The sequence below is a fragment of the Undibacterium sp. FT79W genome (assembly GCF_014284215.1).
Classification (GTDB): Bacteria; Pseudomonadota; Gammaproteobacteria; order Burkholderiales; family Burkholderiaceae_D; genus Undibacterium; species Undibacterium aquatile.
In genome coordinates, this window is the sequence record NZ_JACOGB010000009.1 from 78,184 (window position 1) to 101,296 (window position 23,113).

The 23,113-nt window shown below is 49.8% G+C and carries 18 protein-coding genes; 13 read left to right on the forward strand and 5 right to left on the reverse strand.

Annotated features, from left to right (window positions below; genetic code table 11):
* The first annotated feature begins 1 nt into the window (after position 1).
* The 5 genes from H8K38_RS16530 to H8K38_RS16550 all read left to right on the forward strand — a co-directional run bounded on the left by H8K38_RS16530 (position 2) and on the right by H8K38_RS16550 (position 5,391).
* Entirely contained in the window at positions 2-2,065 is a 2,064-nt protein-coding gene (locus tag H8K38_RS16530) for a M3 family metallopeptidase (RefSeq protein WP_186885957.1), read from the forward strand.
* A gap of 11 nt (positions 2,066-2,076) precedes the next feature.
* A complete protein-coding gene (locus tag H8K38_RS16535; protein WP_186885958.1) occupies positions 2,077-2,694 on the forward strand; it encodes a glutaredoxin family protein in 618 nt (205 codons plus the stop codon).
* Between the two features lies 1 nt (position 2,695).
* Entirely contained in the window at positions 2,696-3,115 is a 420-nt protein-coding gene (locus H8K38_RS16540) for a DNA polymerase III subunit chi (RefSeq protein ID WP_186886007.1), read from the forward strand.
* 1 nt (position 3,116) lies between these two features.
* Complete coding sequence (locus H8K38_RS16545; RefSeq protein ID WP_186885959.1) at positions 3,117-3,545, forward strand: hypothetical protein; 429 nt, start codon at positions 3,117-3,119, stop codon at positions 3,543-3,545.
* Positions 3,546-4,245: 700 nt separating this feature from the next.
* Positions 4,246-5,391 carry a branched-chain amino acid ABC transporter substrate-binding protein gene (locus H8K38_RS16550; RefSeq protein WP_186885960.1) on the forward strand — a complete coding sequence of 382 codons (1,146 nt, stop codon included), beginning with the start codon at positions 4,246-4,248 and terminating at the stop codon, positions 5,389-5,391.
* Between the two features lie 103 nt (positions 5,392-5,494).
* Here H8K38_RS16550 and H8K38_RS16555 read toward each other — a convergent pair whose 3' ends face one another.
* Positions 5,495-5,803, reverse strand: a complete 309-nt coding sequence (locus tag H8K38_RS16555) for a c-type cytochrome (protein ID WP_186885961.1) — start codon at positions 5,801-5,803, stop codon at positions 5,495-5,497.
* A 125-nt stretch (positions 5,804-5,928) separates the two neighbouring features.
* On the opposite strand from H8K38_RS16555, the gene H8K38_RS16560 reads away from it, so the two are divergent.
* The 8 genes from H8K38_RS16560 to H8K38_RS16595 all read left to right on the forward strand — a co-directional run bounded on the left by H8K38_RS16560 (position 5,929) and on the right by H8K38_RS16595 (position 17,154).
* On the forward strand, positions 5,929-6,162 hold the full coding sequence (locus tag H8K38_RS16560) for a TIGR04438 family Trp-rich protein (RefSeq protein WP_186885962.1): 234 nt from the start codon (positions 5,929-5,931) through the stop codon (positions 6,160-6,162).
* Between the two features lie 80 nt (positions 6,163-6,242).
* Positions 6,243-7,154, forward strand: coding sequence for a LysR family transcriptional regulator (locus H8K38_RS16565; RefSeq protein WP_186885963.1), 912 nt, complete (start codon positions 6,243-6,245; stop codon positions 7,152-7,154).
* Positions 7,148-7,945 carry a prolipoprotein diacylglyceryl transferase gene (lgt, locus tag H8K38_RS16570; protein ID WP_186885964.1) on the forward strand — a complete coding sequence of 266 codons (798 nt, stop codon included), beginning with the start codon at positions 7,148-7,150 and terminating at the stop codon, positions 7,943-7,945. The genes H8K38_RS16565 and lgt overlap by 7 nt, the downstream gene beginning before the upstream one ends.
* Positions 7,946-8,291: 346 nt before the next feature.
* Positions 8,292-10,388, forward strand: a complete 2,097-nt coding sequence (locus H8K38_RS16575) for a M13 family metallopeptidase (RefSeq protein WP_186885965.1) — start codon at positions 8,292-8,294, stop codon at positions 10,386-10,388.
* A gap of 617 nt (positions 10,389-11,005) precedes the next feature.
* Positions 11,006-12,697, forward strand: coding sequence for a 2-isopropylmalate synthase (gene leuA / locus H8K38_RS16580; RefSeq protein WP_186885966.1), 1,692 nt, complete (start codon positions 11,006-11,008; stop codon positions 12,695-12,697).
* 212 nt (positions 12,698-12,909) lie between these two features.
* Positions 12,910-13,371 (forward strand): OsmC family protein, encoded by a 462-nt coding sequence (locus H8K38_RS16585; protein WP_186885967.1) that lies wholly within the window; start codon positions 12,910-12,912, stop codon positions 13,369-13,371.
* Between the two features lie 9 nt (positions 13,372-13,380).
* Entirely contained in the window at positions 13,381-14,034 is a 654-nt protein-coding gene (locus H8K38_RS16590) for an FMN-binding negative transcriptional regulator (protein WP_186885968.1), read from the forward strand.
* Between the two features lie 192 nt (positions 14,035-14,226).
* The gene (locus tag H8K38_RS16595; protein WP_186885969.1) at positions 14,227-17,154 is read left to right on the forward strand and encodes an HD domain-containing phosphohydrolase; all 2,928 of its coding nucleotides are present in this window, start codon (positions 14,227-14,229) and stop codon (positions 17,152-17,154) included.
* A 67-nt stretch (positions 17,155-17,221) separates the two neighbouring features.
* On the opposite strand, the gene H8K38_RS16600 is transcribed toward H8K38_RS16595, so the two are convergent.
* The 4 genes from H8K38_RS16600 to preA all read right to left on the reverse strand — a co-directional run bounded on the left by H8K38_RS16600 (position 17,222) and on the right by preA (position 23,112).
* Positions 17,222-18,463 (reverse strand): Zn-dependent hydrolase, encoded by a 1,242-nt coding sequence (locus H8K38_RS16600; RefSeq protein ID WP_186885970.1) that lies wholly within the window; start codon positions 18,461-18,463, stop codon positions 17,222-17,224.
* 11 nt (positions 18,464-18,474) lie between these two features.
* Entirely contained in the window at positions 18,475-19,893 is a 1,419-nt protein-coding gene (gene hydA, locus H8K38_RS16605; protein WP_186885971.1) for a dihydropyrimidinase, read from the reverse strand.
* A 99-nt stretch (positions 19,894-19,992) separates the two neighbouring features.
* Complete coding sequence (locus H8K38_RS16610; RefSeq protein WP_186885972.1) at positions 19,993-21,447, reverse strand: NCS1 family nucleobase:cation symporter-1; 1,455 nt, start codon at positions 21,445-21,447, stop codon at positions 19,993-19,995.
* 390 nt (positions 21,448-21,837) lie between these two features.
* Positions 21,838-23,112: an NAD-dependent dihydropyrimidine dehydrogenase subunit PreA gene (preA, locus tag H8K38_RS16615; protein ID WP_186885973.1), complete on the reverse strand. Its 1,275-nt coding sequence runs from the start codon at positions 23,110-23,112 to the stop codon at positions 21,838-21,840.
* Position 23,113 lies beyond the last annotated feature (1 nt).

Below are 23,113 nucleotides of genomic sequence, written 5' to 3' on the forward strand. Positions count from 1 at the left end.
GATGACAACCAGTTCTCCATTACTCGACTTTACCGACCTGCCACGTTTTGCCGATATCCGCGCCGAACACATCACGCCCGCCATCACCAGCCTGCTGGCGGAAAACCGTGCCGTGGTCGAACAACTGTCCGCCAGTCAGGACGAAGTGACGTGGGAAAATTTTGTTGAGCCACTGGAGAACGCCACCGAAAAACTGGGCCGTGCCTGGGGCATCGTCAGCCATCTGAATGGCGTAGCCGATACGCCGGAATTGCGGGCGGCCTACAATGAAAATCAACCGGCGATCACAGAGTTCTGGACCGAGCTGGGACAAAATCTGGCGTTGTTCGGCAAATACAAAGCCTTGCGCGCACAAGCCGGATTTGATGCCTTGCCTGTGGCACGCAAAACTATCATACAAAACGCGATCCGTGATTTCCGTCTGGGTGGCGCTGAGTTGCCGGATGAACTGAAACAACGCTATGCAGAAATTCAGGAAAAACACGCGATGCTGACCACGCGTTTTTCCGAGAATGTGCTCGATGCCACCAATGATTATGCTTTACTGATCAGCGACATCAACGAACTTAAAGGCGTGCCGGAAGATGTGATTCAGGCAGCCAAAGCAACGGCTGAAAAAAATGGTAAAGCCGGTTATCAGTTCACCCTGCATTTCCCATCCTATTTCCCGTTATTACAGTACGCTGATAATCGCCAGATTCGTGAAACGATTTATCGCGCGAATGCCACCAAGGCATCCGAATTAGGTGCGAAACCAGAATGGGATAACACCGGAATCATCGCGGAATTGCTGCAGTTACGCAAAGAAGAAGCAGAATTACTCGGCTACCGGAATTTTGCCGAAGTTTCTCTGGTCAGCAAGATGGCAGAATCACCGGCACTGGTCAGCCGCTTTCTCGAAGACCTCGCGCAACGTGCGCGCCCTTATGCAGAAAAAGACTTGCAGGAATTACGCAGCTTCGCCGCAGAACAATTAGGCATCAGTACGCTCGAAGCGTGGGATGTCACCTATGTCTCCGAAAAACTGCGCGAACAGCGCTATGCGTTTTCTGAGCAGGAAGTGAAATTGTATTTCCCCGAGCCGCAAGTCATCAGCGGCTTATTCCGCGTGATTCAGACCTTGTTCGGCGTCACCATCCGTATCGATAAAGCCGATACCTGGCATCCTGATGTGCAGTTTTATCGCATAGAAAAAGACGGCCAACTGATCGGTCAGTTCTATCTCGACCTGTATGCGCGTCAGGGCAAACGCGGCGGCGCCTGGATGGACGATGCCCGTGGTCGCCGCAAAAACGCCGATGGCATACAAACACCGGTTGCCTATCTGGTGTGTAATTTCACCGAGCCTGCGACGGTGGATGGCGTGCGCAAACCAGCTTACTTTACCCACGATGAAGTGATCACCCTGTTCCATGAATTCGGTCATGGTCTGCATCATCTGCTGACGCAAGTTGATGATTTATCGGTATCCGGCATTTCCGGTGTGGAATGGGATGCCGTCGAATTACCATCGCAGTTCATGGAAAATTTCTGCTGGGAGTGGGATGTGCTGCAACACATGACCGCTCATGCCGACACCGGCGAATCCCTGCCGCGCAGTTTGTACGACAAGATGATTGCGGCGAAAAATTTTCAGTCTGGCTTGCAAACTTTACGTCAGGTTGAATTTTCGCTGTTCGATATGCGTCTGCACGATCAGTTCGATCCGCACGGAACGCAGTCGGTGCAGGATATTCTGAATCAGGTCAGAGAACAGATTTCTGTGTTTACCGCGCCGGAATTCAACCGCTTCCAGCATGCATTCAGCCACATCTTTGCTGGCGGCTATGCTGCCGGTTATTACAGCTATAAATGGGCGGAAGTCTTATCTGCCGATGCCTATGCTGCGTTTGAAGAACACGGTAAAACCGAGGGCAGCAATCTGTCACGCACAGCGGGACAAAAGTTTCAGAAAGAAGTACTGGAAGTCGGTGGTTCGCGCCCGGCTCTTGATTCATTCAAAGCCTTCCGTGGCAGAGAGCCCGCCATCGATGCTTTATTACGCCATAGCGGCATGTCAGCCTGAAGGAGTACAACTTGAAACGAACAACCTCAGCAAAGCATTTCCTGCTTCTGTCCTTGATGTTACTGGCAGTGCAAGCGCAGGCACAGCTATATAAATCGGTCGGGCCGGATGGAAAAATCACTTATTCCGATACACCGCCACAGGCGAATCAGAAATTGCTGGAGAAAAAAGAATTGTCCAGCTCGGGAAGCACCGCAAATTTCCCTTATGAACTCGGGCAGGCTGTCTCAAAAAATCCGGTGACCATTTACACAGCGGCCAATTGCGCGCCCTGTAATGATGGCAAAAATCTGTTGAAATCCGCCGGTGTTCCTTTTTCAGAAAAAACTGTCAAAACATCCGAAGACATAGAAAAGCTGAAACAAATCAGTGGCGACACCCAGCTTCCTGTGATGCAAATCGGCAGCAAGAAATTACGTGGTTACAACGCTGACGACTGGAAAGCGGCGGTAACGTCCGCCGCTTATCCTGCCAGCAACATGCTGCCGCCGGATTATCGTTATCCGGCAGCAGAAAGCGCAGCACCCGCTGCACCGGCAACGACAGCTGATGAAAAGCCCGCACAGCAGAAAAAGCCTGCCAACGTTCCGGCCAAAAAGCCTGCGTCAGAAAATGACTTCCGCTTCTGATATGACGCGTATCGATTTCCACAGTAATGTCGCTGACAAGCTTCACTACGCCTGCCGACTGATACGCAAGGCGCGCGCAGCGAATAGCAAAGTCGTGGTCTATCATCATGATCTGACTGTTCTGCGCCACCTGGATGAAGCACTGTGGACCATCAGCGAAGCCGATTTTTTACCGCATGTCATGGCCGATGACGCACTTGCATCAATGACGCCGATTGTCCTCAGCAATACGCGTCTGGATCAAAGCCCGCATTTTGAATTGCTGGTCAATCTGAGTGCCGCTGTGCCGGAACATTTCCCTCTGTTTGGCCGCATGATAGAAATCGTCTCAGGCGACCAGCAAGACACGCTGACAGCGCGCGAACGCTATCGCCACTATCAACAGCAAGGCCACACTCTCAGCCATAACGTCGCTAAATAATATGAATACCTCGATTGATGCCAGCATCCCCGTTCTCACCGAAATTATCCTCCCGGTTACTGAAACTGTGGATCAGGCTCTTACTGAGGCTGGAACGGTAACAGCTGCAACAACATCCTCATCTCCATTACCAATTCCGCTGCCCACCACCGCCGTTGTACAGCCGGATGCCGAGGCAACAAATGTCAGCGTTCCGGAAGAACACTGGCAAACACTGGAGCAAAGTTTAAAAGAAGACGTACTGAAGCACGTTCTGGCGCGCGTCGATTTTGTTCTCGAACATAGAGTCAGGGACAATCTTGCCGATGTATTGCAGACAGCGGTTGAGGGCTTGGCGAAAGAGATTCGCGCCGGTCTGAAAAACTCACTGGAAGAACTGGTCACCAGAGCTGTCACCCAGGAAATCAACAAGGTGAAGAATTCAAAATAGTTTTTTATCTCAATGTTGCAACACCTCGTTCCATTCTTTCAGGCGAGTTTTCTGCGGTCAGACGACTGCATTCGGCGCGCCGTCTGACCTATCCTGCCAGCAACATATCCAATGCACGCACTTTCGGGTGACGCATAAAATCGATCACAATAACGTGGTGCGCCGCACAAAATCAGCCTCTTACTGATGTAAAAAACCACCAGAATTAAAAAAATATTGTCGCTATCAAATAAAATTTCAAAGCATTTTTCACTCGCATTTTCATGATGTCGCACCAACTTTGTGCGCCTCGCCCTAAGTTATCTCTGCCCGCGCCTTACCGCCCCGGCATTTGTCCCCATTCAGAAAACCTTCCCACTCTGACATCGGCACTATCGTGGCAAACCTTGTGAACATGGGAAGGCTGCGACATAACATTTTGATGCACTGCAAAGAAGTGTTCGCGAGATGGACAGCGGTTGCTTATCAAGGCTTCAACATTAATAATCGGTACTGACTTTCTATGAGTTAAAAGCTGGCAATCCCGGTTAAAAAAATGCCCGATTTTGGCGCATGGAAAAATCATTCGGATAAAAAAAAATCATGCTAAAGAGCTTTCCGAAATTTTTTTTCTGTTGTACCTTTTGTATATTCAGTTTCCTGAATAGGTTGGCATTACAGTTTTGTAGCCCTACTTTTTAATCCTCAAGGGAGTATGTTCATGTCGTTAAAAACTAAAATGATTCCACTGGCTGGCGCGATCGCTTTCGCATTTGCCGGTTCTGCGGCAGCTCAGGAAGTCGTTATTAAAATTGGTCACGTCGGCCCAGTTTCCGGCGCTATTGCCCACTTAGGTAAAGACAATGAAAACGGCGCCAAAATGGCGATCGAAGAGTTGAATGCAAAAGGCGTGATGATAGGCGGCAAAAAAGCAAAATTCGAATTGCTGGCTGAAGACGACGGCGGCGATCCAAAACAAGGCACGACTGTTGCGCAAAAACTGGTTGATGCCAAAGTCAACGGCGTCATCGGCCATCTGAATTCAGGAACAACAATCCCAGCATCCAAAATCTACAACGATGCAGGTATTCCACAAATTTCCCCATCTGCAACAGCAGTTCCATACACCAACCAAGGCTTCAAAGGCGCATTCCGCGTTGTGGCTAACGACGGCCAGTTAGGCGGCACTTTGGGTCGTTATGCTGTACAGATCAGCAAAGCGAAAAAAATTGCAGTGATTGACGATAAAACAGCCTACGGCGAAGGTGTAGCGAAAGAATTCGTCAAAGGCGCTAAAGGTAAAGGCGCAGAAATCCTCGTTCAGGAACATACAACGGATAAATCGAATGATTTCGCCGCAATTCTGACTACAATCAAAGCGAAAAAACCTGATCTGATTTTCTTCGGTGGTATGGATGCGGTTGCCGGTCCTATGCTGCGTCAGATGAAAGCATTGGGCGTGAATGCGAAATTCATGGGCGGCGACGGTATCTGTACCGCCGATCTGGTTAAACTCGCTGGTGATGCTATCGGCGAAGGTCAGGTAGTTTGTGCTGAGGCTGGTGGTGTTCTCGACGCGCAAAAAGTAGCGAACGACAACTGGAAAGCAGCTTACAAGAAAAAATTCGGCGTCGATGTGCAGATCTATGCACCGTATGTTTACGATGCTGTGATGACGATGGTCGAAGCAATGAAACAAGCTAATTCTGCAGAACCGGCAAAATATTTGCCAGTACTGAAGAAAATCAAATACAAAGGCGTCACTGGCGATATCGCATTTGATGACAAAGGCGATATCAAAGACGGTACACTGACTTTGTACACATACAAAGGCGGCAAACGTGATCTGTTGGCTGTGACGAAATAATCAGCGTCAAGATCAGCTTCAAGTTCAGACAAAAAAAGCCCGGTTCAAATGAACCGGGCTTTTTTATTAATGATGATCTGCATTTTTCAGCAGTCTGTTTTGCTTATTTCAATGCCAGAATCCACTTAACCAAAGTTTTAGCTTCTGCTTCTGTGACTTGCGGATTCGCTGGCATAGGGATCGCGCCCCAGGTACCGGTACCACCTTTGATGACTTTTTGTATCAGTTTCGCTTCTGCAGTTTTATCGCCCGCATATTTTTTTGCCACTTCTTTGTAGCCGGGACCGACGACTTTATTATCAACCGCATGACATGCCAGACAATTTTTCGCTTTTGCCAGATCGGCATTTGCCAGCGCCGAGCCAGATGCCAATACTGCCAGAGCAGCACCTACGATTAAGGAATATTTCATTGTTCTCTCCAGGTTAAAAATGCCGTTTCATTTTAACGCTTTTCAGAGATTTGAACACGACTGAAAACATGCTGGTTGACCTGCCACGCAATACGTTTTAATCTGCTGACAAAAGGAAACTAATTATGCTACTGATCATCCCGCTGTTCTTATTGCTGGTCTTAAAACTTGCCGAAGTGTCGGTGTTCGCCACGATGTCCTGGTGGTGGATCATTGGCGGCGCAATATTTGCCTTTTTGTGGTTTGAATTTTTCGAACGCATGCTGGGTCTGGATAAACGCAAAGATGATGCGCACTTCGAAAAAATGAAGGCAGAACGCCTGAAGCGGACGTTTGATAAAAAAGTCGGTCGTCGTTGATGACACTCAGTTTTAAGAAAACACAAAGCCGACATTAGGTCGGCTTTTTTTACGGACAAGAAAACCGGTAATCTTCACGCATGAGCAATTCTGATCTGCGCCATCTGGAATTACGCCAGCTTCGCTATTTCATCGCGGTTGCGGAAGAAATGCATTTTGGCAAAGCCGCACTACGCCTGAATATGACCCAACCGCCGCTATCGCAGGCGATTCAGTCGCTCGAAACCTTGCTCGGTACCGCACTGTTTATCCGTACCACCCGCCATACCGCGCTGACGCCCGCCGGGATTGCTTTGCTACCGGAAGCCAGACGGCTGCTGGAACAGGCCAATAGTCTGCGTCAGTTGGCACAAAGAGCCGCCGCTGGCGCACAAGGGCATTTGTCTCTCGCCTTCGTCTCTGTCGCCGATTACAGCATACTGCCGCCGACGTTGAGAGCGTTCCGGCAAAGTCATCCCGACGTCAGCATAGAGTTGCGTGAAGCCACGACCGATGTCCAACTCGATGCGCTGGAAAAAAGTGAAATTGATGCAGGCTTTATGATTCCGCCTTTACCGGAAAAGCTGCAACAGCTTTTGTGCTATCAGAAAATTCTGACCGAACCGCTGATGCTGGCGGCACCTGAGCACTTACTACCGCGTCACAGCTCACTCAAAATGGAAAACTGTCCGGATCTGCCATTAATCTTATTCCCCCGCAAAATCGCGCCGTCATTGCACGATGCCATACTCGGCCATTTCCACGCGGTGGGGAAAACGCCGGTCATCGGCCAGGAGGCAATACAGATGCAAACCATCGTCGGTCTGGTCTCGGCTGGCATGGGTATCGCACTTGTGCCACAATCCGTCTCGAACTTGCAGCGCCCCGGCGTGGTCTATCATCCGATTGAACATGCCGCACCTGCAGTAGAGATCGGCATCGTCTGGCGTAAAGATAATCCGTCAGCGGTGCTCGCCTCCTTTTTACAGCTTTTACATACAACCACATGCTGATTCATCCTAATCCTGATCCCGTCGCTTTTGCCATTGGCCCCCTTTCCGTGCATTGGTATGGCCTGATGTATATGGTCGCCTTTGCCCAGTTTATTGTTCTGGGCCGTTATCGCCTCAGATTGCCGCATGTCGCCGCCAAAGGCTGGACCCGCGAACATATCGACGACATGCTTTTTTATGGCGTGCTTGGCGTGATCCTCGGCGGTCGTCTTGGCGAAGTGCTTTTTTACGGGCTGCCCTACTACCTCGACAATCCGCTGGAAATTTTAAAAGTCTGGAAAGGCGGCATGTCATTTCATGGCGGTTTTCTCGGTGTGCTGATTGCGATGTCCTTGTGGGCGCGTAAAGCAAAAATGCATCTGGCGGATGTGTACGATTTCATCGCGCCGCTCGTGCCGCTTGGTTATGCGGCTGGCCGCATCGGCAACTTCATCAATCACGAATTGCCGGGGCGCGTTGCCTCCGCCGATTTACCGTGGGCGATGATCTGGCCCGGCGTCGATCATCCTGTGCATCCATCGCCGCTGTATCAGGCACTGGTCGATGGTGTTTTACTGTTCATTATTTTGTGGATCTTCGCCAGCAAAGCACGGCCTCGGCTGGCAGTTGGTTCGCTGTTTGTGATCCTGTATGGCTGTGCCCGCTTCTGCACAGAATACTTCCGCACGCCGGATTACGAAGTCAGTTTCGCCGGACTCACGATCTCTGCCGGACAGATGCTTTCTCTGCCGATGATAGTGGTCGGCGCGCTGCTGCTGTTCTGGTCTTACCGTCAGAAAAAATCCTCGTAATTGCTGTAATTTTGGGGAGTATATGTAAAAAACACCTTAATCTCCGCGTAAATAAAGGAGGTTTAAATATACTCCCCCCAGTATATTTCATGCTTTTATCGCCTTAAATAGCCTCCTGAAGATCGCCTCAACAATGCGTATTCAGACTAAAACCGGCGTCACCGACCGCATTATCCGGATAACAAAAGCGGCTGATTATTTCGCATTCTGACGAACTAATCTGCCGCTTTTTTGTCTCATAAAACTGGACAGCATTCTTCCCCTTGCATTACTTTTGATGCAGGCGATTGAATGACATTTCATGAACTCTATTTCAACCGAATTTAAAAATTAAAGGGACTCTCACATGCAACGCACCCTGCTCTCGCTTGCCGTCCTGGCAGCTATCTCTGCCGGCAGCACCGGCGCCGCTTTTGCCCAAACCACGACACCAGCCAACACGACCGCAGCGGCAACGACAACGACAACGACTACCACAGCCGCCCGCAGTTCAGGCATAGACCTGCAATGGATAGATACCAGCGTTCGGCCACAGGATGATTTCTTCAAATTCATGTCCGGTAAATGGCTGGCGAATGCAGAGATTCCAGCAGACCGCGCCCGCTTTGGTTCTTTCGATCAGTTGCGCGACTTATCCGAACAACGTTCGTATGACATCATCAAAGCATTAGCCGCAGACAGCAAATTGAAAGCGGGCAGCAACGAGAAAAAAATCGCCGATCTTTACAATAGTTTCATGGACGAAGCGCAGGCTGAGAAACTTGATATTGCGCCGCTCAAAGCGACATTCAACCGCATTGACCGTTTCACCAAAAAAGAAGATTTGCCAGCACTGATTTCTAATCTGTCCAAACTCGGCGTTTCGCTGCCGGTGCAATCCGGCATCGGCCAGGATGCACGTGATTCCAGCAAATACGCGGTGTATGTCAGCCAGGGCGGGCTGGGTTTGCCAGACCGTGATTACTACCTGAAAGACGACGATGCCAAGCTCAAAGGCTTCCGCGATGCTTACGTTAAACACATAGAAAAAATGCTGGAAATGAGCGGTCAGAAAGACGCTGAAAAAGCGGCCGCCAGCATCCTTGCATTGGAAACAGAAATCGCGAAAATCCAATGGACCAAAGTCGAAAACCGGAACCCGGTCAAAACCTACAACAAAATTGAAAAAGCAAAATTAGCAGAACTGCTGCCCGGCTTCGACTGGACCGCGTATTTCGCAGGCACTGGCGTCGGTAACCGCGTGGATTATGTCATCGTTCGTCAACCAGGTTTCCTCAGTGGCATGGCAAAAATCATCCAGGACACACCTGTTTCCGTATGGCAGTCCTATTACAAATGGAAAGTGCTGAGTGCGTATGCCAGCCTGTTATCGAAGCGCTTTGTTGATGAAGATTTCAACTTCTCCAGCGTGACATTACGCGGCATTCCAGCCAACCAGCCACGTTGGAAACGTGGTGTGGCACGCGTGGAAGAAAGCATGTCGGAAGCACTGGGCAAACTGTATGTCGCCAAATACTTCCCGCCTGAGAATAAAGCACGTATGGAAGAACTGGTGAAAAATCTGACACTCGCGTACAAACAAAGCATAGAAACGCTGGATTGGATGAGCCCTGAAACCAAAAAAGAAGCGCTCACCAAACTCGCTAAATTCACACCGAAAATCGGCTACCCGGATGTGTGGCGTGATTACAGCAAACTGGTCATCAAAAAAGACGATCTGGTCGGTAACGTGATGCGTGGCCGCGAACATGAATACTTACGCCAATTGTCCAAATTGGGTCAGCCAGTCAGCCGCAAAGAATGGGGCATGAGCCCGCAAACCGTGAACGCGTATTACAACTCACGTCAGAATGAAATCGTATTCCCGGCAGCGATTCTGCAACCGCCATTCTTCAATCCTGCAGCAGATGATGCGGTGAATTACGGTGGTATCGGCGCGGTGATCGGGCATGAAATCAGCCACGGCTTTGATGATTCCGGCAGCCAGTCTGATGGCGATGGCAATCTGCGTGACTGGTGGACGAAAGAAGACAAAGCGAATTTCGGTAAGCTGACCGCAGCAATGATTGCACAATACAACGCGTATAGCCCGCTGCCGGGTTACAACGTCAACGGCGCGCTGACACTCGGTGAAAACATTGCCGATAACTCCGGTTTATCGATCGCGTATAAAGCGTATCAGATCTCACTCGGCGGTAAAGCGGCGCCGGTGATTGACGGTTACACTGGCGACCAGCGTTTGTTCATGGGCTGGGCACAAGTCTGGCGTGGTAAGGCGCGTGATGCCGAAGCGATTCGTCTGATCAACACCGACCCACACTCACCAGCGGCGGTACGTGGTAATGCGCCACTGACCAACCTGCCAGCTTTCTACTCTGCGTTTGGCGTCAAAGAAGGCGACAAAATGTACACAGCGCCAGAGAAACGTATCACGATCTGGTAATCGCATCAGTGATGTGAATCTGTATTCACATCACACCAAAAGCTGATTTCAACAATCAGACCAAGCTCTCTTTCTCTAAAAGGAAAGAGAGCTTTTTTTAAATTCAGCCTTGACATTGATCTGCGTAAGGCTTTACATTAAACCCATGCGTACATCCACTCATATCACTGCTGCGAAAACAACTGCCGGACACAGACCCGCTCTGCTGCTCGCGTTTTCGGGCTGGATGCTACTGACTCTGCTATCACTGGCATCTCTGCTACTACCTAAATAAGCAAAGCAATTCTGCTAAAAAAGTGGTCTCAATCAGGTTTTACTCCCGTTTTTATTTTCAGTTTTTTCGACTTCACCGAAGTCTTCCTTCAGGAATCCGCATGTACATCAGCGCCAGATTAATCAGCCGTTTTCAGCGTCGCAGCGACGCCGGGCTGATGCTGTCCGTCGCTGTGCAAGCACTGCTATCCGTACTACGACTACCGATCGGTTAACTGGCCTCGCGTATTGTTTGCTGGCCGTCAGTTAACCTCTGAACGCCAGCTTCATTCCGTTCAACAGTCCACACCACTATCGCTTGAAAGCGAGGCGGACTGCCGTCAAAACCTAGCCGAGAGATACAGATGCTTGCTCAACCGTCGAACAAATACCGCCCGTTTCCTCCTATCGATTTGCCCGCACGTCAGTGGCCAGAACGCGTCATCAGTGCAGCACCCATCTGGATGAGCACCGACTTACGCGATGGGAATCAGGCGCTGACAGAACCCATGAACAGCGCCACCAAATTGCGCTTTTTTGAAATGCTGACACGCATCGGTCTGAAAGAAATTGAAGTGGCGTTCCCCGCAGCATCGGACACCGATTTCGATTTCGTCCGTCAGTTAATTACGGAACAGCGGATTCCTGATGACGTGACGATAGAGGTATTGACTCAGGCTCGCCCCGAACTGATACACAGAACCATCGCGTCACTGAAAGGTGCACGACGTGCGATCGTGCATTTGTATAACCCGATTGCACCCGCATTTCGCCGTATCGTCTTTGCAAAAAGCCGCGAAGAAATAAAACAAATTGCCATCGCCGGAACACAACTGATCAAAACGCTGACCGACGCACAACCGGAAACCGAGTGGATTTTTGAATATTCACCGGAAACCTTCAGCATGGCTGAGCTCGATTTTTCGAAAGAAATATGCGATGCCGTCAGCGAAATATGGCAAGCGACGCCTGAGCGGAAAATCATCATCAACTTGCCGGGCACCGTTGAATCAAGTACGCCGAATATTTATGCAGATCAGATTGAATGGATGCACAGGCATCTCACTTACCGCTCTGCGACCGTGCTCAGCGTTCATCCGCATAATGACCGTGGTACCGCCGTTGCAGCTGCCGAACTGGCCATAATGGCCGGTGCCGATCGTGTTGAGGGCTGCCTGTTCGGTAACGGTGAACGCACCGGCAATGTCGATCTTGTGACGCTGGCACTGAATTTATATACCCAGGGCATACATCCGCAACTTAATTTTTCTGACATCGATTCTGTGCGTCAGTGTGTGGAAGAGTGCAATCAATTGCCGGTACATCCGCGTCACCCTTATGCCGGCGATCTGGTACATACCGCATTTTCAGGCTCACATCAGGATGCCATAAAAAAAGGACTGGCTCAGCAAGACCCACAAGGTTTTTGGGAAGTTCCGTATTTACCTATCGATCCACAAGATATAGGGCGTAATTACGATGCTGTCATCCGCGTCAACAGCCAGTCAGGTAAAGGCGGAATGGCATTTTTACTTGAACATGAATATGGCATACGGCTGCCACGTCGCTTACAAATCGAATTCAGTCAGGTCATTCAGCGCGTTGCAGACAGCAGCGGCAAAGAAATGCAGGCGTCAGAAATTTTTCATATTTTCAGTCAGGAATACCTGACACCGTTTCCGCACTACGCTTATCAGGCACATCAGCTTCTGGAACACAGAGCACCGCCATCCGATTCAGCGCAATTATCGTTGCAGCTGGAGCTGCTGTTTCACGGACAATCACAAGTTATCCGTGCGACAGGCCGTGGCATTCATGAAACCTTACATCGGGCCTTTCAGTCACAAGGCATAGAACTGCAGATATTCAGCCACAGCGAAGAAAAAATACGCCAGAATCCGGAAAGTAAAGTGCTGTGTATTCTGGAAATACGAGTGAACGGCGCGCGCGAGTTTGGTGTTGCAATGGCCGATACCAGTGAGGCAGCATCGATACAAGCCACCATTAACGCGATTAACCGTCGACAACATCAACGTCTGGAAGAAACAATACTCTGACGTTGGCACATTAAACCAACAATACCCGCAGCGGCATCATGGTTCGTGTTGATACCGCTGCAGATCGGCTACAAGTATTCTGATCATTACGTTAAACTGTCTGTCAACACTGAGCGTACCGGTTTTACTGATCTCGCTGTTTGGCAACGCAGCATCAAATCGTGTCGGAATAGGTACAGCTGAATTTATCCATGATCGCCTGAAGGAATTATATGGAACAGTATTGTGCAAAAGTGGTTTGGAATCGCGGTGAGCAAAATTTCAGTGACAATAAGTATAGCCGAGGTCATGAATGGAAATTTGACGGCGGCCTGACGGTACCTGCGTCTTCAGCACCATCATCCGTTCCTCTGCCGTTATCGGTTGCTGAAAACATAGATCCGGAAGAAGCACTGGTCGCCGCGCTTTCGAGTTGTCATATGCTGTTTTTTCTCGCCTTCGCCAGCAAGCAAGGCTTTATCGTTGACAGTTATGAAGATAACGCCGCCGGTATCATGAAAAAAAATGAAAAAAGACGGATGTCCATCACCCGTATAGAACTGCGCCCGCATACTGTATTTTCCGGGCCAACCATTCCGACTGCGGAACAAATTCTGGCGCTGCATCACTTGTCCCACGAGCACTGTTATATAGCGAACTCTATCCGTGCAGAAGTCCTCATTACCCCAGTGTGAGCGAATAAAATGTATACACCCGCAGCGTTCTCCGAAAAAAAAATTGAAGTGCTGCATGCACTGATAGCTGAACATCCGCTGGCAAGCATAGTGACTCAGGCTGAGGATGGCTTGACTGCAGATCATATTCCCTTGATCATCGCCCCGCCGAGTGCTGATGCACCGTTCGGCACGCTGCGCGGACACGTCGCGCGACAAAATCCACTATGGCAGTACCCGTCAGAAATGCTGTGTATTTTTCAGGGGCCAAGCGCTTACATCACACCTAGTTGGTATGAAGAAAAAAAACAGAATGGCGCCGTTGTTCCTACATACAACTATGCAGTGGTACACACATACGGAAAGTTACGTGTCGTCGAAGATCAACAGGAATTTCTCGCGCTGCTCGATAGCCTGACCACACATTTTGAGGCTCAACGGACGATGCCGTGGCACATCAGCGATGCCCCGTCAGACTATATTCATCATCTGATGGAAGCCATCGTCGGCATCGAAATCCCCATCACCCGCATCACGGGAAAATGGAAAGCAAGTCAGAATAAAATAACGCAAAACCGTATCAATATTGCGATGGGTTTGCGTGAAGAAAATAATCAGGATGGTATTGCGATGGCAGACCTGATGGAACAAGCTTTGTTTGCTCCGAATGAAAATAACACGTAAAAAATATTGCGTTTTTCACGCCGGGTTTCATACAGCTGCAAATGCCGGCGTCTCGTTACAGTGTCTTGGAATACAAGTTGATACGTAAAAGGCTGCACGCCTGAACCGAATAGTTTTTCTTTTTTTTGCTGAGAGTTTCTGCATCAAACAAAAAGTCATTCCGCCCTGGAAAACAACTTCAGAAAGCATGCCATGCCGACGAAAAAGAACGTGTATTTCTATATCTACATTTCTTATTTTTTTACCGGACTCATTCTGATTTTTGCACTGATTATGGGTGCGGTACAATTTCCGCACATGAGCAGAATCATTCTCGCGCAGGCGAACAATGCATATGAGCTGATCGGTAAAGAAATTACCACGGATGTCCGGGAAATTTATGAGCCGGTAAAAAACCAGACTGAAATTCTGGCGCAGATTCATCCCCTACCCGGTAACAGCCTGAATGAACGATTGCGGAATGTCGCCTATCTGGCGAAAGCAATAGAAAAACTGCCATCGGCAACCTCCACCTATGTCGGTTATGCCAATGGCGATTTTTTTCTGTTGCGTCAGTTTGCAAAATCGAATGGCAGCAAAGAAGTATTTAACGCCCCGCCCGATACCGTCTGGATAGCACAAAGCACCAGCCATGATCATGGTCATCTGGTCGAATACATTGTGTATCTGAACGGCAATCTCAAAGAAATAAAACGGCTGGAAATTCCTTTAAGAAATTTCGATCCACGTCAACGTAACTGGTACTTGTCTGCAATGGAAAATCAAACTAGGGCAAACGTATCGGAACCCTATTATTTCTTTACTACCGGACAAATCGGTATCACCTACTCACAGAAAATTGTGAATGAAGAAGCGGTGGTTGGCATCGACATTGAAATACCGACGATACAAGACATCATCAGGAATCACAACGTCACGCCCTCGACTTCGATTGCGCTGACGGACCAGCAAGGGCAGTTAATCGCGTGGAAAAACGGGCGCTATGGCAGCTATAAGCCGCAGATCAGCGTACGTAAGGATGGCAGCAAAGGCATGCCACTGCTCGCAGATCAGGATGCGCCTGTGCTGAATCAAATACGAAAAACTGACGGATCGGCGCCAGCAGAACAGGCTCACACTAAAAGTGCAGCGATTGATGTACATGGTGAAACCTGGTCAACATATCAGACCAGACTGCACATTCCGGGTGGGCAGGATCTGAACATACTGATCGCCAGTCCGCATGCGGAGCTGCTGGCAGACATCCTAAGCATGCGCAAACAAAACATCGTGATATTTGCGCTACTGCTGCTCGGAGAAATCGGCGTAACAATTTATTTTTCACGTCTGGCGTCAAAGCCGTTGAATCAACTATCAGACGAAGCGAAAAAAATTGCGCACTTCGACTTTCACAGCAAAATAGAAATTGAATCGCGTATCAGAGAAATTGCTGATCTCGCTGATTCTATGAAAGGAATGAAAGCCACCATACAATCATTTCTCGACATCGCCAGCAGCCTTGCATCAGAAAGTAATTACGATCGTCTGCTGGCCAGAGTTTTAAAAGAAATGTCTGAAATAACAGGTGCTAAATCGGGCCTGCTGTATCTGTACGAACCGCAAAAAAATGCGCTGAATGTTGTTCAGATTTATGCCGATCATCAAGTGATTGAAACAGATGCACAAAGCGTCGTCATGAGCGATCACAGCCATCCGGTTGTTGCGGCCTGCCATTCCGGTTCGCAAATTATGCAACTACAGGCAGGTGATCTGAAACTTTTTTTCAGTGCATTACCAGAGTCGTCGCATGTAATGACACTGATTTCTATCCCTCTGAAAGACCGCAACAACACATTGTCAGGCGCGATCGCACTGGTGATTGACGCGGCCGGAATTGACGATGCTCATCTGGCAATGGCGGAAGCTGTCTCCGGCGCTGCCGCAGTCGCAATAGAAAATCAACGTCTGATTCAGGAACAGAAAGCCTTGCTGGCATCGTTCATACAACTGATCGCCAGTGCGATTGATGCCAAAAGCCCCTACACCGGCGGACATTGCCAGCGCGTTCCTGTGCTGACAAAATTACTAGCACAAGCAGCCTGCAGAGAAACCAGCGGGCCTTATGCCAGCTTTGATCTGAATGACGAAGAGTGGGAAGAATTACATGTAGCCTCGTGGTTGCATGACTGCGGTAAAGTAACGACGCCGGAGTACATCGTCGATAAGGCCACGAAACTGGAAACACTGTATGACCGCATTCATGAAATACGCATGCGCTTTGAAGTAATGAAACGCGATGCCGAGATCGCCTGCTGGCAAGCCATTGCCAATGGCGGAAATACGGCAGAACTGAAAGAAAAACTTAGTTCCGAAATCAGACAACTGGATGATGACTTTGCCTTTATTGCCGAATGCAATGAAGGTGGAGAATTCATGGCGCCAGATAAAATCGCCCGTATAAAAGCGATCGCTGAACGCACATGGCTCAGAACATTATCTGACCGCATCGGCATTTCACACGACGAAAAAGAACGCAAAAACCGTACCCCGGAACAGGCACTGCCAGTAAGCGAATACCTGCTCAGCGACAAACCTGAACATATTTTTACCCGCTCAGCTCGCGATCACATTCCTGCAGATAATCCCTGGGGCTTCAAGATCAAGGTGCCAGAGAATTTATATAACCGCGGCGAGCTGTATAACCTGTGCGTAACCCGCGGCACACTGTCCGAAGAGGAGCGCTATAAAATCAATGAGCACATGACGCAAACCATCATGATGCTGGGAAAATTGCCGTTTCCGCGCTATCTGGCAAAAGTACCTGAAATCGCTGGCGGTCATCACGAAAAAATGGATGGCACCGGCTACCCGAAACGCCTGACCGGCGCTGAGATGAGTATCCCCGCCCGCATGATGGCCATCGCCGATATCTTTGAAGCCCTGACCGCTGCCGACCGCCCCTACAAAAACGGTAAGACCTTATCCGAAGCCATCAGGATTATGAGCTTCATGAAAAAAGACCAACATATTGATGGTGACTTGTTCACGCTATTCCTGAAATCAGGTATCTATCTGGAATACGCGAAAATGTTTATGAAGGCTGAACAAATTGATGAGGTTGATATACAAGCCTATCTCTGATTCAGACAAGCTGCATTGCATGGCCAAGTAAGAGGTACGGAAATATTCTGTACCTCTTCAGATCGCGTTAAATACACTGCGCCTTCGCCAGCATCGCATGCAATAACACGTTGCACCCGGCAGCCAGATGCTCCGGCTTTGCATCTTCGATTTCGTTATGGCTGATACCGTCTTTGCAGGGAACGAAGATCATGCCCGAAGGTGCCAGTCTGGCGGTGTAGATGGCGTCATGACCCGCACCGGACACAACATCCATCGTGCTGTAACCCAGCGTGGCAGTGGCGTTGCGCACGGCATCCACGCAATCAGGATGAAACGGACACGGCGGATAATAAGACACTCTTTCAACGCTGATCTGAAGCCCGCTGTTGTTGCTGGTCTTTTCAACAAACGCCAGTATTTCCTGATGCATGGTATCGAGTAATTCAGAAGACACATTGCGCAGATCAATACTGAATTTGACTTCACCGGGAATCACATTGCGGCTATTCGGAAACACCTGCACCATGCCAACAGTGCCGCGACCATACGGCGGATAACGATTACCGATGTTCACCACTTCCTGCATGATGCCGGTGGCGACTTGCAAGGCGTCCTTGCGCAAGCCCATAGGCGTGGGACCTGCATGCGCTTCCATCCCGGTGACCACGCAATCGTACCAGGATAAACCCAGCACACCGGGAACCACACCGATCACTTTGTCCGCATCTTCAAGCACTGGCCCTTGTTCTATATGCGTTTCAAAATATGCGCCGATAGGATGCTGGCCGGGTACTTCTGTACCTTTATAGCCTATGCGTTCGAGTTCATCACCGACGGTTTTTCCTTCGGTATCTTTCGCTGCATAAGCGGTTTCCAGCGTAAATGCGCCACAGAAGACGCCTGAGCCCATCATCACCGGCACAAAGCGTGAGCCTTCTTCATTGGTCCAGAACGCGACTTCGATCGGCGCTTCGGTTTCGATATGGTGATCGTTCAGCGTACGCACAACCTCAAGCGCAGCCAGCACGCCATAGTTGCCGTCGAACTTGCCGCCAGTAGGCTGGGTGTCGATATGACTACCGGACATCACCGGCGGCAGCGCAGAATTTCGCCCTTCCCTGCGCATGAAGACATTACCGATCTGATCGATGGTGATACTCATGCCTGCCTGCTGCCCCCAGGAAACAACCAGATCGCGGCCCTGCTTATCAAGGTCAGTCAGCGCCAGACGTTTCACACCGCCTTTCGCAGTCGCGCCTATCTGCGCGAGTTCCATCAGTGATGACCATAAGCGCTCACCGTTAATTCTCAAGTCTGCTACAGACATGCTTTACTCCTTCAGATTGCGTTGTGCATTTTGCTGAGTGCACCGAACATCGCTGAAAACGGCGGGCGCTTAACGTATTTGCCACGACCGGCAACGGCACGTAAATCACCCTCTTTAAAAACCAGTTGACCGCCGCTGATCGTATGGGTAGGAATACCCTTGACTGTGCGTCCTTCAAAGACGTTAAAATCGCCTTTCGAAAATTGTGTTTTTACCGATAATGTTTTGCTGCCTTCTGCATCCCACAACACGATGTCAGCATCGGCACCGGCAGCAATCACGCCTTTACGCGGATAGATGTTAAAAATCTGGGCGCAATTAGCTGACGTGACTTTGACAAATTCGGAAGGCGTCAGACGGCCCGTATTCACACCGGCATCCCACAGTACCATCATGCGTTCTTCTATGCCGCCACAACCATTCGGAATTTTGGTGAAATTGTCTTTGCCTGCCGCTTTTTGTTCAGCACAAAACGTGCAGTGATCAGTTGCCGTGGTATGCAGATTACCGCCCTGCAATCCCTGCCACAGTGCCTGCTGATGACTGCTACTGCGGAAAGGCGGGCTCATGACATGCCCGGCTGCCTGTGCGAATTCAGGGTGTTGATACACGCTATCGTTAATCGTCAGATGCCCGGCCAACACTTCGCCAAAGACACGCTGGCCGCTTGCGCGGGCACGGGTGATCGCACCCAGAGATTCGGCACACGACACATGCACGACATACAGCGGCGTATTGAGTACATTCGCAATCGCGATGGCACGCTGCGCTGCTTCTCCCTCCACCATCGGTGGGCGCGATAAGGGATGAGCGTCTGGCCCGGTTTTGCCTTCTTGCAGTAAGCGTTGCTGTAACAGATAAACCAGCTCACCATTTTCCGCATGCACAGTCGGCATGGCACCCAGCTCCAGCGCCCGGCTGAAACTTTTTACGAGTATTTCGTCATCTGCCATGATGGCGTTTTTATACGCCATGAAATGCTTGAAGCTGTTAACGCCATGCTCCTGCACCAGCTTGCCCATATCAGCATGCACGCTGTCATCCCACCAGGTTACCGCGACATGAAACGAGTAATCCGCAGCCGATTTTTCCGCCCAGCCACGCCAGAGATGAAATGCTTCCATCAGACTTTGCTGAGGATCAGGAATAACGAAATCGATGATGCTGGTGGTGCCGCCAGCCAGCCCTGCTGCGGTGCCGGTAAAGAAATCATCCTGCGTGACCGTTCCCATGAATGGCAACTGCATGTGCGTATGCGGGTCGATCCCGCCTGGCATCACATACAAACCAGCGGCATCAATGATTTCAGCACCGACGGGGACATCCAGTTGCTCGCCTACGGCAAGAATCTTTCCGTCATCGCACAACACATCTGCCTGAAATTCACGGTCTGCATTCACTACCGTACCACCACGAATCAGAATACTCATCACCCCTCCGTTCCGAATACTGCAATGAAAGAGGTCAACGCTGGTTCACCTCGGTTGATTTCAGTTTTCACAAACACGCCTAGCCGTTACTTGATGCACTCATACAGAAGCGCGCTTATTCCGCATCAACACAAAATACACGATGCCGGAAATTGCCAGCCCGACAAACCAGGCATAGGTATAAATTGTTTTCAGCATGGCGGAAACTTCTGGAAAAGAAGCTGGAAATGCTGCGTTCAGGAAACCTGGAATATTCGGTACAACACCCATCGCAAATGCGATCACTGCCGCCATATTCCAGCCTTTCTGATAGCTGTATTGACCATGCTCCTCATATAAAGCTGGTACGTTAATTTGCGTCTGGCGAATGAAGTAATAGTCGATAATCAGAATACCGGCGATAGGCCCAAGCAGGGCTGAGTAGCCGATCAGCCAGGTGAAAATATAGCCTTGTGTGGTTTCTAGAATTTTCCACGGCATCATCACCAGCGCGATACCTGCCGTAATGTAGCCACCGGTTTTATACGAAATCAACTTCGGATTCAATGCAGAAAAATCGTAAGCGGGACCGACCAGATTCGCAGCGAGATTGACCGAGACGGTATCGATCAGCAAAATCACCAGCGCGATCAGCACGGCAGCGCCTGTCATGCGGCTCGCGACATCCACCGGGTCCCACAACGCCTTTCCGTACAAAACGACGGTCGCCGATGTAACGATCACCGCCATTAAAGCCAACAAACCCATAGGCGCTGGTAAGCCAACGGTTTGACCAAGTATCTGATCTTTTTGTGATTTGGCAAAACGTGTGAAATCAGGAATGTTCAGCGCCAGTGTTGCCCAAAAACCGATCATCGCGGTCAGTGACGGCCAGAAGGTCGTCCAGAATTGCCCGGCTTTTTTTCCGCCTTCAACAAATTGAGAGGGCTGATCCAGCAAGGCACCAAAACTGCCCGCTTTGTTGTACACCCATGCCAGCAATACAAAACAGATGAGTATCTTTAACGGCGCGGTATATGTCTCTAGCTGGCGTATCGATTCCATGCCATGAAAAATGTACCAGAACTGTATGCCCCAGAAAATCAGAAAACAAATCAGCTGAGCGGCGTTAATCCCTAAGCCTGTGATGTTGTCGCCACCAAGCGGATGTCCGATTAAAACACCTCCGAGAGTGTAGATCATCTGCCCGCCAAACCATGTTTGTATGCCATACCAGCCACAGGCAACAATGGCACGCATCAGTGCAGGCAGACGTGCACCGCGCACACCAAACGAGGTACGCGCCAGCACCGCATAAGGGATACCATATTTCGCACCAGCGTGACCAATCAACAGCATGGGAACCAGCACAATCGCGTTCGCCAGAAATACGGTCCAGACCGCCTGATAGCCGGACATACCGCCCTCAATCAGACTGGCAGACAAAGTGTAAGCAGGAATGCACATCACCATGCCTACCCATAACGCGGCGAAGTGATACCAACGCCAGGTGCGCTGCGCTTCTGAGGTCGGTGCTAAATCCTCATTCCAAAGTTGATTGCTTTCCGCTTGCATATAGTTTTTCTCCAAGGTCAATATCTGAGGATTTGCACAAACACATCCATGCTAACAACGCTACTGATACGAGAAAAAATGTCAGTGTTAAGTGGAATGAAATTGATGCAAAAAAAGATCTGAAAAGATGTATCAGATGCATAGCAAACTTCATTCCACAAAACCACATATCGGCCGCATGCATTTTTTACGCAGTCAGTGCGGTGTGAATTCCTGCCAAGCCCGGTATGCGGCAACATCACCGCATACCGTAACAAAGCGGGATTTATACGCTCACATAAGACTGATGACAAGCAAAGCGTGAAACAGAAGAAAAATGCTTCGGTGCTGGATTTGCCTGAGCAACTTACTCAGCAAGCGGTTTCTCAACTTATTTTGTTACTCAGCGCATTATTTACTGAGCGCTCGCGGATTACGCGGGTCTTGCGTCCAGTTCATATAAGGCTTGCCGGTTACCTGTGGCACCATGGTGATGCACTGTTCTACAGGACAAGTGATCTGACACAGATTACATCCCACACATTCTTCTGCTTTCACTTCGTAACGGCGCGTACCTTCTGCGTTGATCAGTTGTGCAATCGACTGATGCGACGTGTCTTCGCAAGCGATATAACAGCGCCCACATTGTATGCATTTATCCTGATCAATTTCCGCGATGACCTGATAATTCATATCCAGATATTTCCAGTCGGTGGTATTCGTCACCGCTTTACCTGAAAAGTCACTGATACGCTGATAGCCCTTTTCATCCATCCAGCGCGACAAGCCATCCTGCATTTCTTTAACGATGCGAAAGCCATGCAGCATGGCTGCGGTACAGACCTGAACCGATCCGGCACCTAATGCCAGAAACTCAGCGGCATCACGCCAATTGCTGACGCCACCGATACCGGAAATCGGCAAACCTTTCGTCGCCGGATCACGGGCGATTTCAGCCACCATATTGAGCGCAATCGGCTTGACCGCACTGCCACAATAACCACCATGCGTACTTTGCGTGCCGACGATGGGACGGGCAATCATCTGATCAAGATCTATCGAGGTAATAGAATTAATGGTGTTAATTAAAGATACCGCATCAGCGCCGCCAGCAAACGCAGCGCGTGCCGGAATACGTACATCAGTAATGTTAGGCGTCAGCTTTACTATCACCGGTAACGAAGAATATTTTTTGCACCAGCGTGTGATCATTTCAACATATTCGGGTACCTGCCCCACCGCCGCACCCATACCGCGTTCCGGCATACCATGTGGGCATCCGAAGTTCAGTTCTATGCCATCGGCACCGGTTGCTTCCACCAAAGGCAGTACGCGCTTCCAGCTTTCTTCTTCACACGGAAACATCAATGACACGATCATCGCGCGATCCGGCCAGTCTTTTTTTACTTGTGTGATTTCCTGCAAATTCAATTCCAGACTGCGGTCGGTAATCAACTCTATATTATTGAAGCCGATCACTTCGCGGTTTTTTCCAAAGTGCGCTGAATAGCGTGAAGAGACATTGACTGGCGGCGGATCTTCGCCCAGCGTTTTCCAGACCACACCGCCCCAGCCAGCTTCAAACGCCCGCACCACGTTATAGGCTTTGTCGGTCGGTGGAGCCGATGCAAGCCAGAACGGATTCGGCGCTTTAATGCCAGCAAAATTTACAGAGAGATCAGCCATA

Coding starts and splice junctions, on each gene's coding strand:
- H8K38_RS16530 (WP_186885957.1), top strand. CDS start 2: ATGACAACCAGTTCTCCATTACTCGACTTTACCGACCTGCCACGTTTT.
- H8K38_RS16540 (WP_186886007.1), top strand. CDS start 2,696: ATGACGCGTATCGATTTCCACAGTAATGTCGCTGACAAGCTTCACTAC.
- H8K38_RS16545 (WP_186885959.1), top strand. CDS start 3,117: ATGAATACCTCGATTGATGCCAGCATCCCCGTTCTCACCGAAATTATC.
- H8K38_RS16550 (WP_186885960.1), top strand. CDS start 4,246: ATGTCGTTAAAAACTAAAATGATTCCACTGGCTGGCGCGATCGCTTTC.
- H8K38_RS16555 (WP_186885961.1), bottom strand. CDS start 5,803: ATGAAATATTCCTTAATCGTAGGTGCTGCTCTGGCAGTATTGGCATCT.
- H8K38_RS16560 (WP_186885962.1), top strand. CDS start 5,929: ATGCTACTGATCATCCCGCTGTTCTTATTGCTGGTCTTAAAACTTGCC.
- H8K38_RS16565 (WP_186885963.1), top strand. CDS start 6,243: ATGAGCAATTCTGATCTGCGCCATCTGGAATTACGCCAGCTTCGCTAT.
- lgt (WP_186885964.1), top strand. CDS start 7,148: ATGCTGATTCATCCTAATCCTGATCCCGTCGCTTTTGCCATTGGCCCC.
- H8K38_RS16575 (WP_186885965.1), top strand. CDS start 8,292: ATGCAACGCACCCTGCTCTCGCTTGCCGTCCTGGCAGCTATCTCTGCC.
- leuA (WP_186885966.1), top strand. CDS start 11,006: ATGCTTGCTCAACCGTCGAACAAATACCGCCCGTTTCCTCCTATCGAT.
- H8K38_RS16585 (WP_186885967.1), top strand. CDS start 12,910: ATGGAACAGTATTGTGCAAAAGTGGTTTGGAATCGCGGTGAGCAAAAT.
- H8K38_RS16590 (WP_186885968.1), top strand. CDS start 13,381: ATGTATACACCCGCAGCGTTCTCCGAAAAAAAAATTGAAGTGCTGCAT.
- H8K38_RS16595 (WP_186885969.1), top strand. CDS start 14,227: ATGCCGACGAAAAAGAACGTGTATTTCTATATCTACATTTCTTATTTT.
- H8K38_RS16600 (WP_186885970.1), bottom strand. CDS start 18,463: ATGTCTGTAGCAGACTTGAGAATTAACGGTGAGCGCTTATGGTCATCA.
- hydA (WP_186885971.1), bottom strand. CDS start 19,893: ATGAGTATTCTGATTCGTGGTGGTACGGTAGTGAATGCAGACCGTGAA.
- H8K38_RS16610 (WP_186885972.1), bottom strand. CDS start 21,447: ATGCAAGCGGAAAGCAATCAACTTTGGAATGAGGATTTAGCACCGACC.
- preA (WP_186885973.1), bottom strand. CDS start 23,112: ATGGCTGATCTCTCTGTAAATTTTGCTGGCATTAAAGCGCCGAATCCG.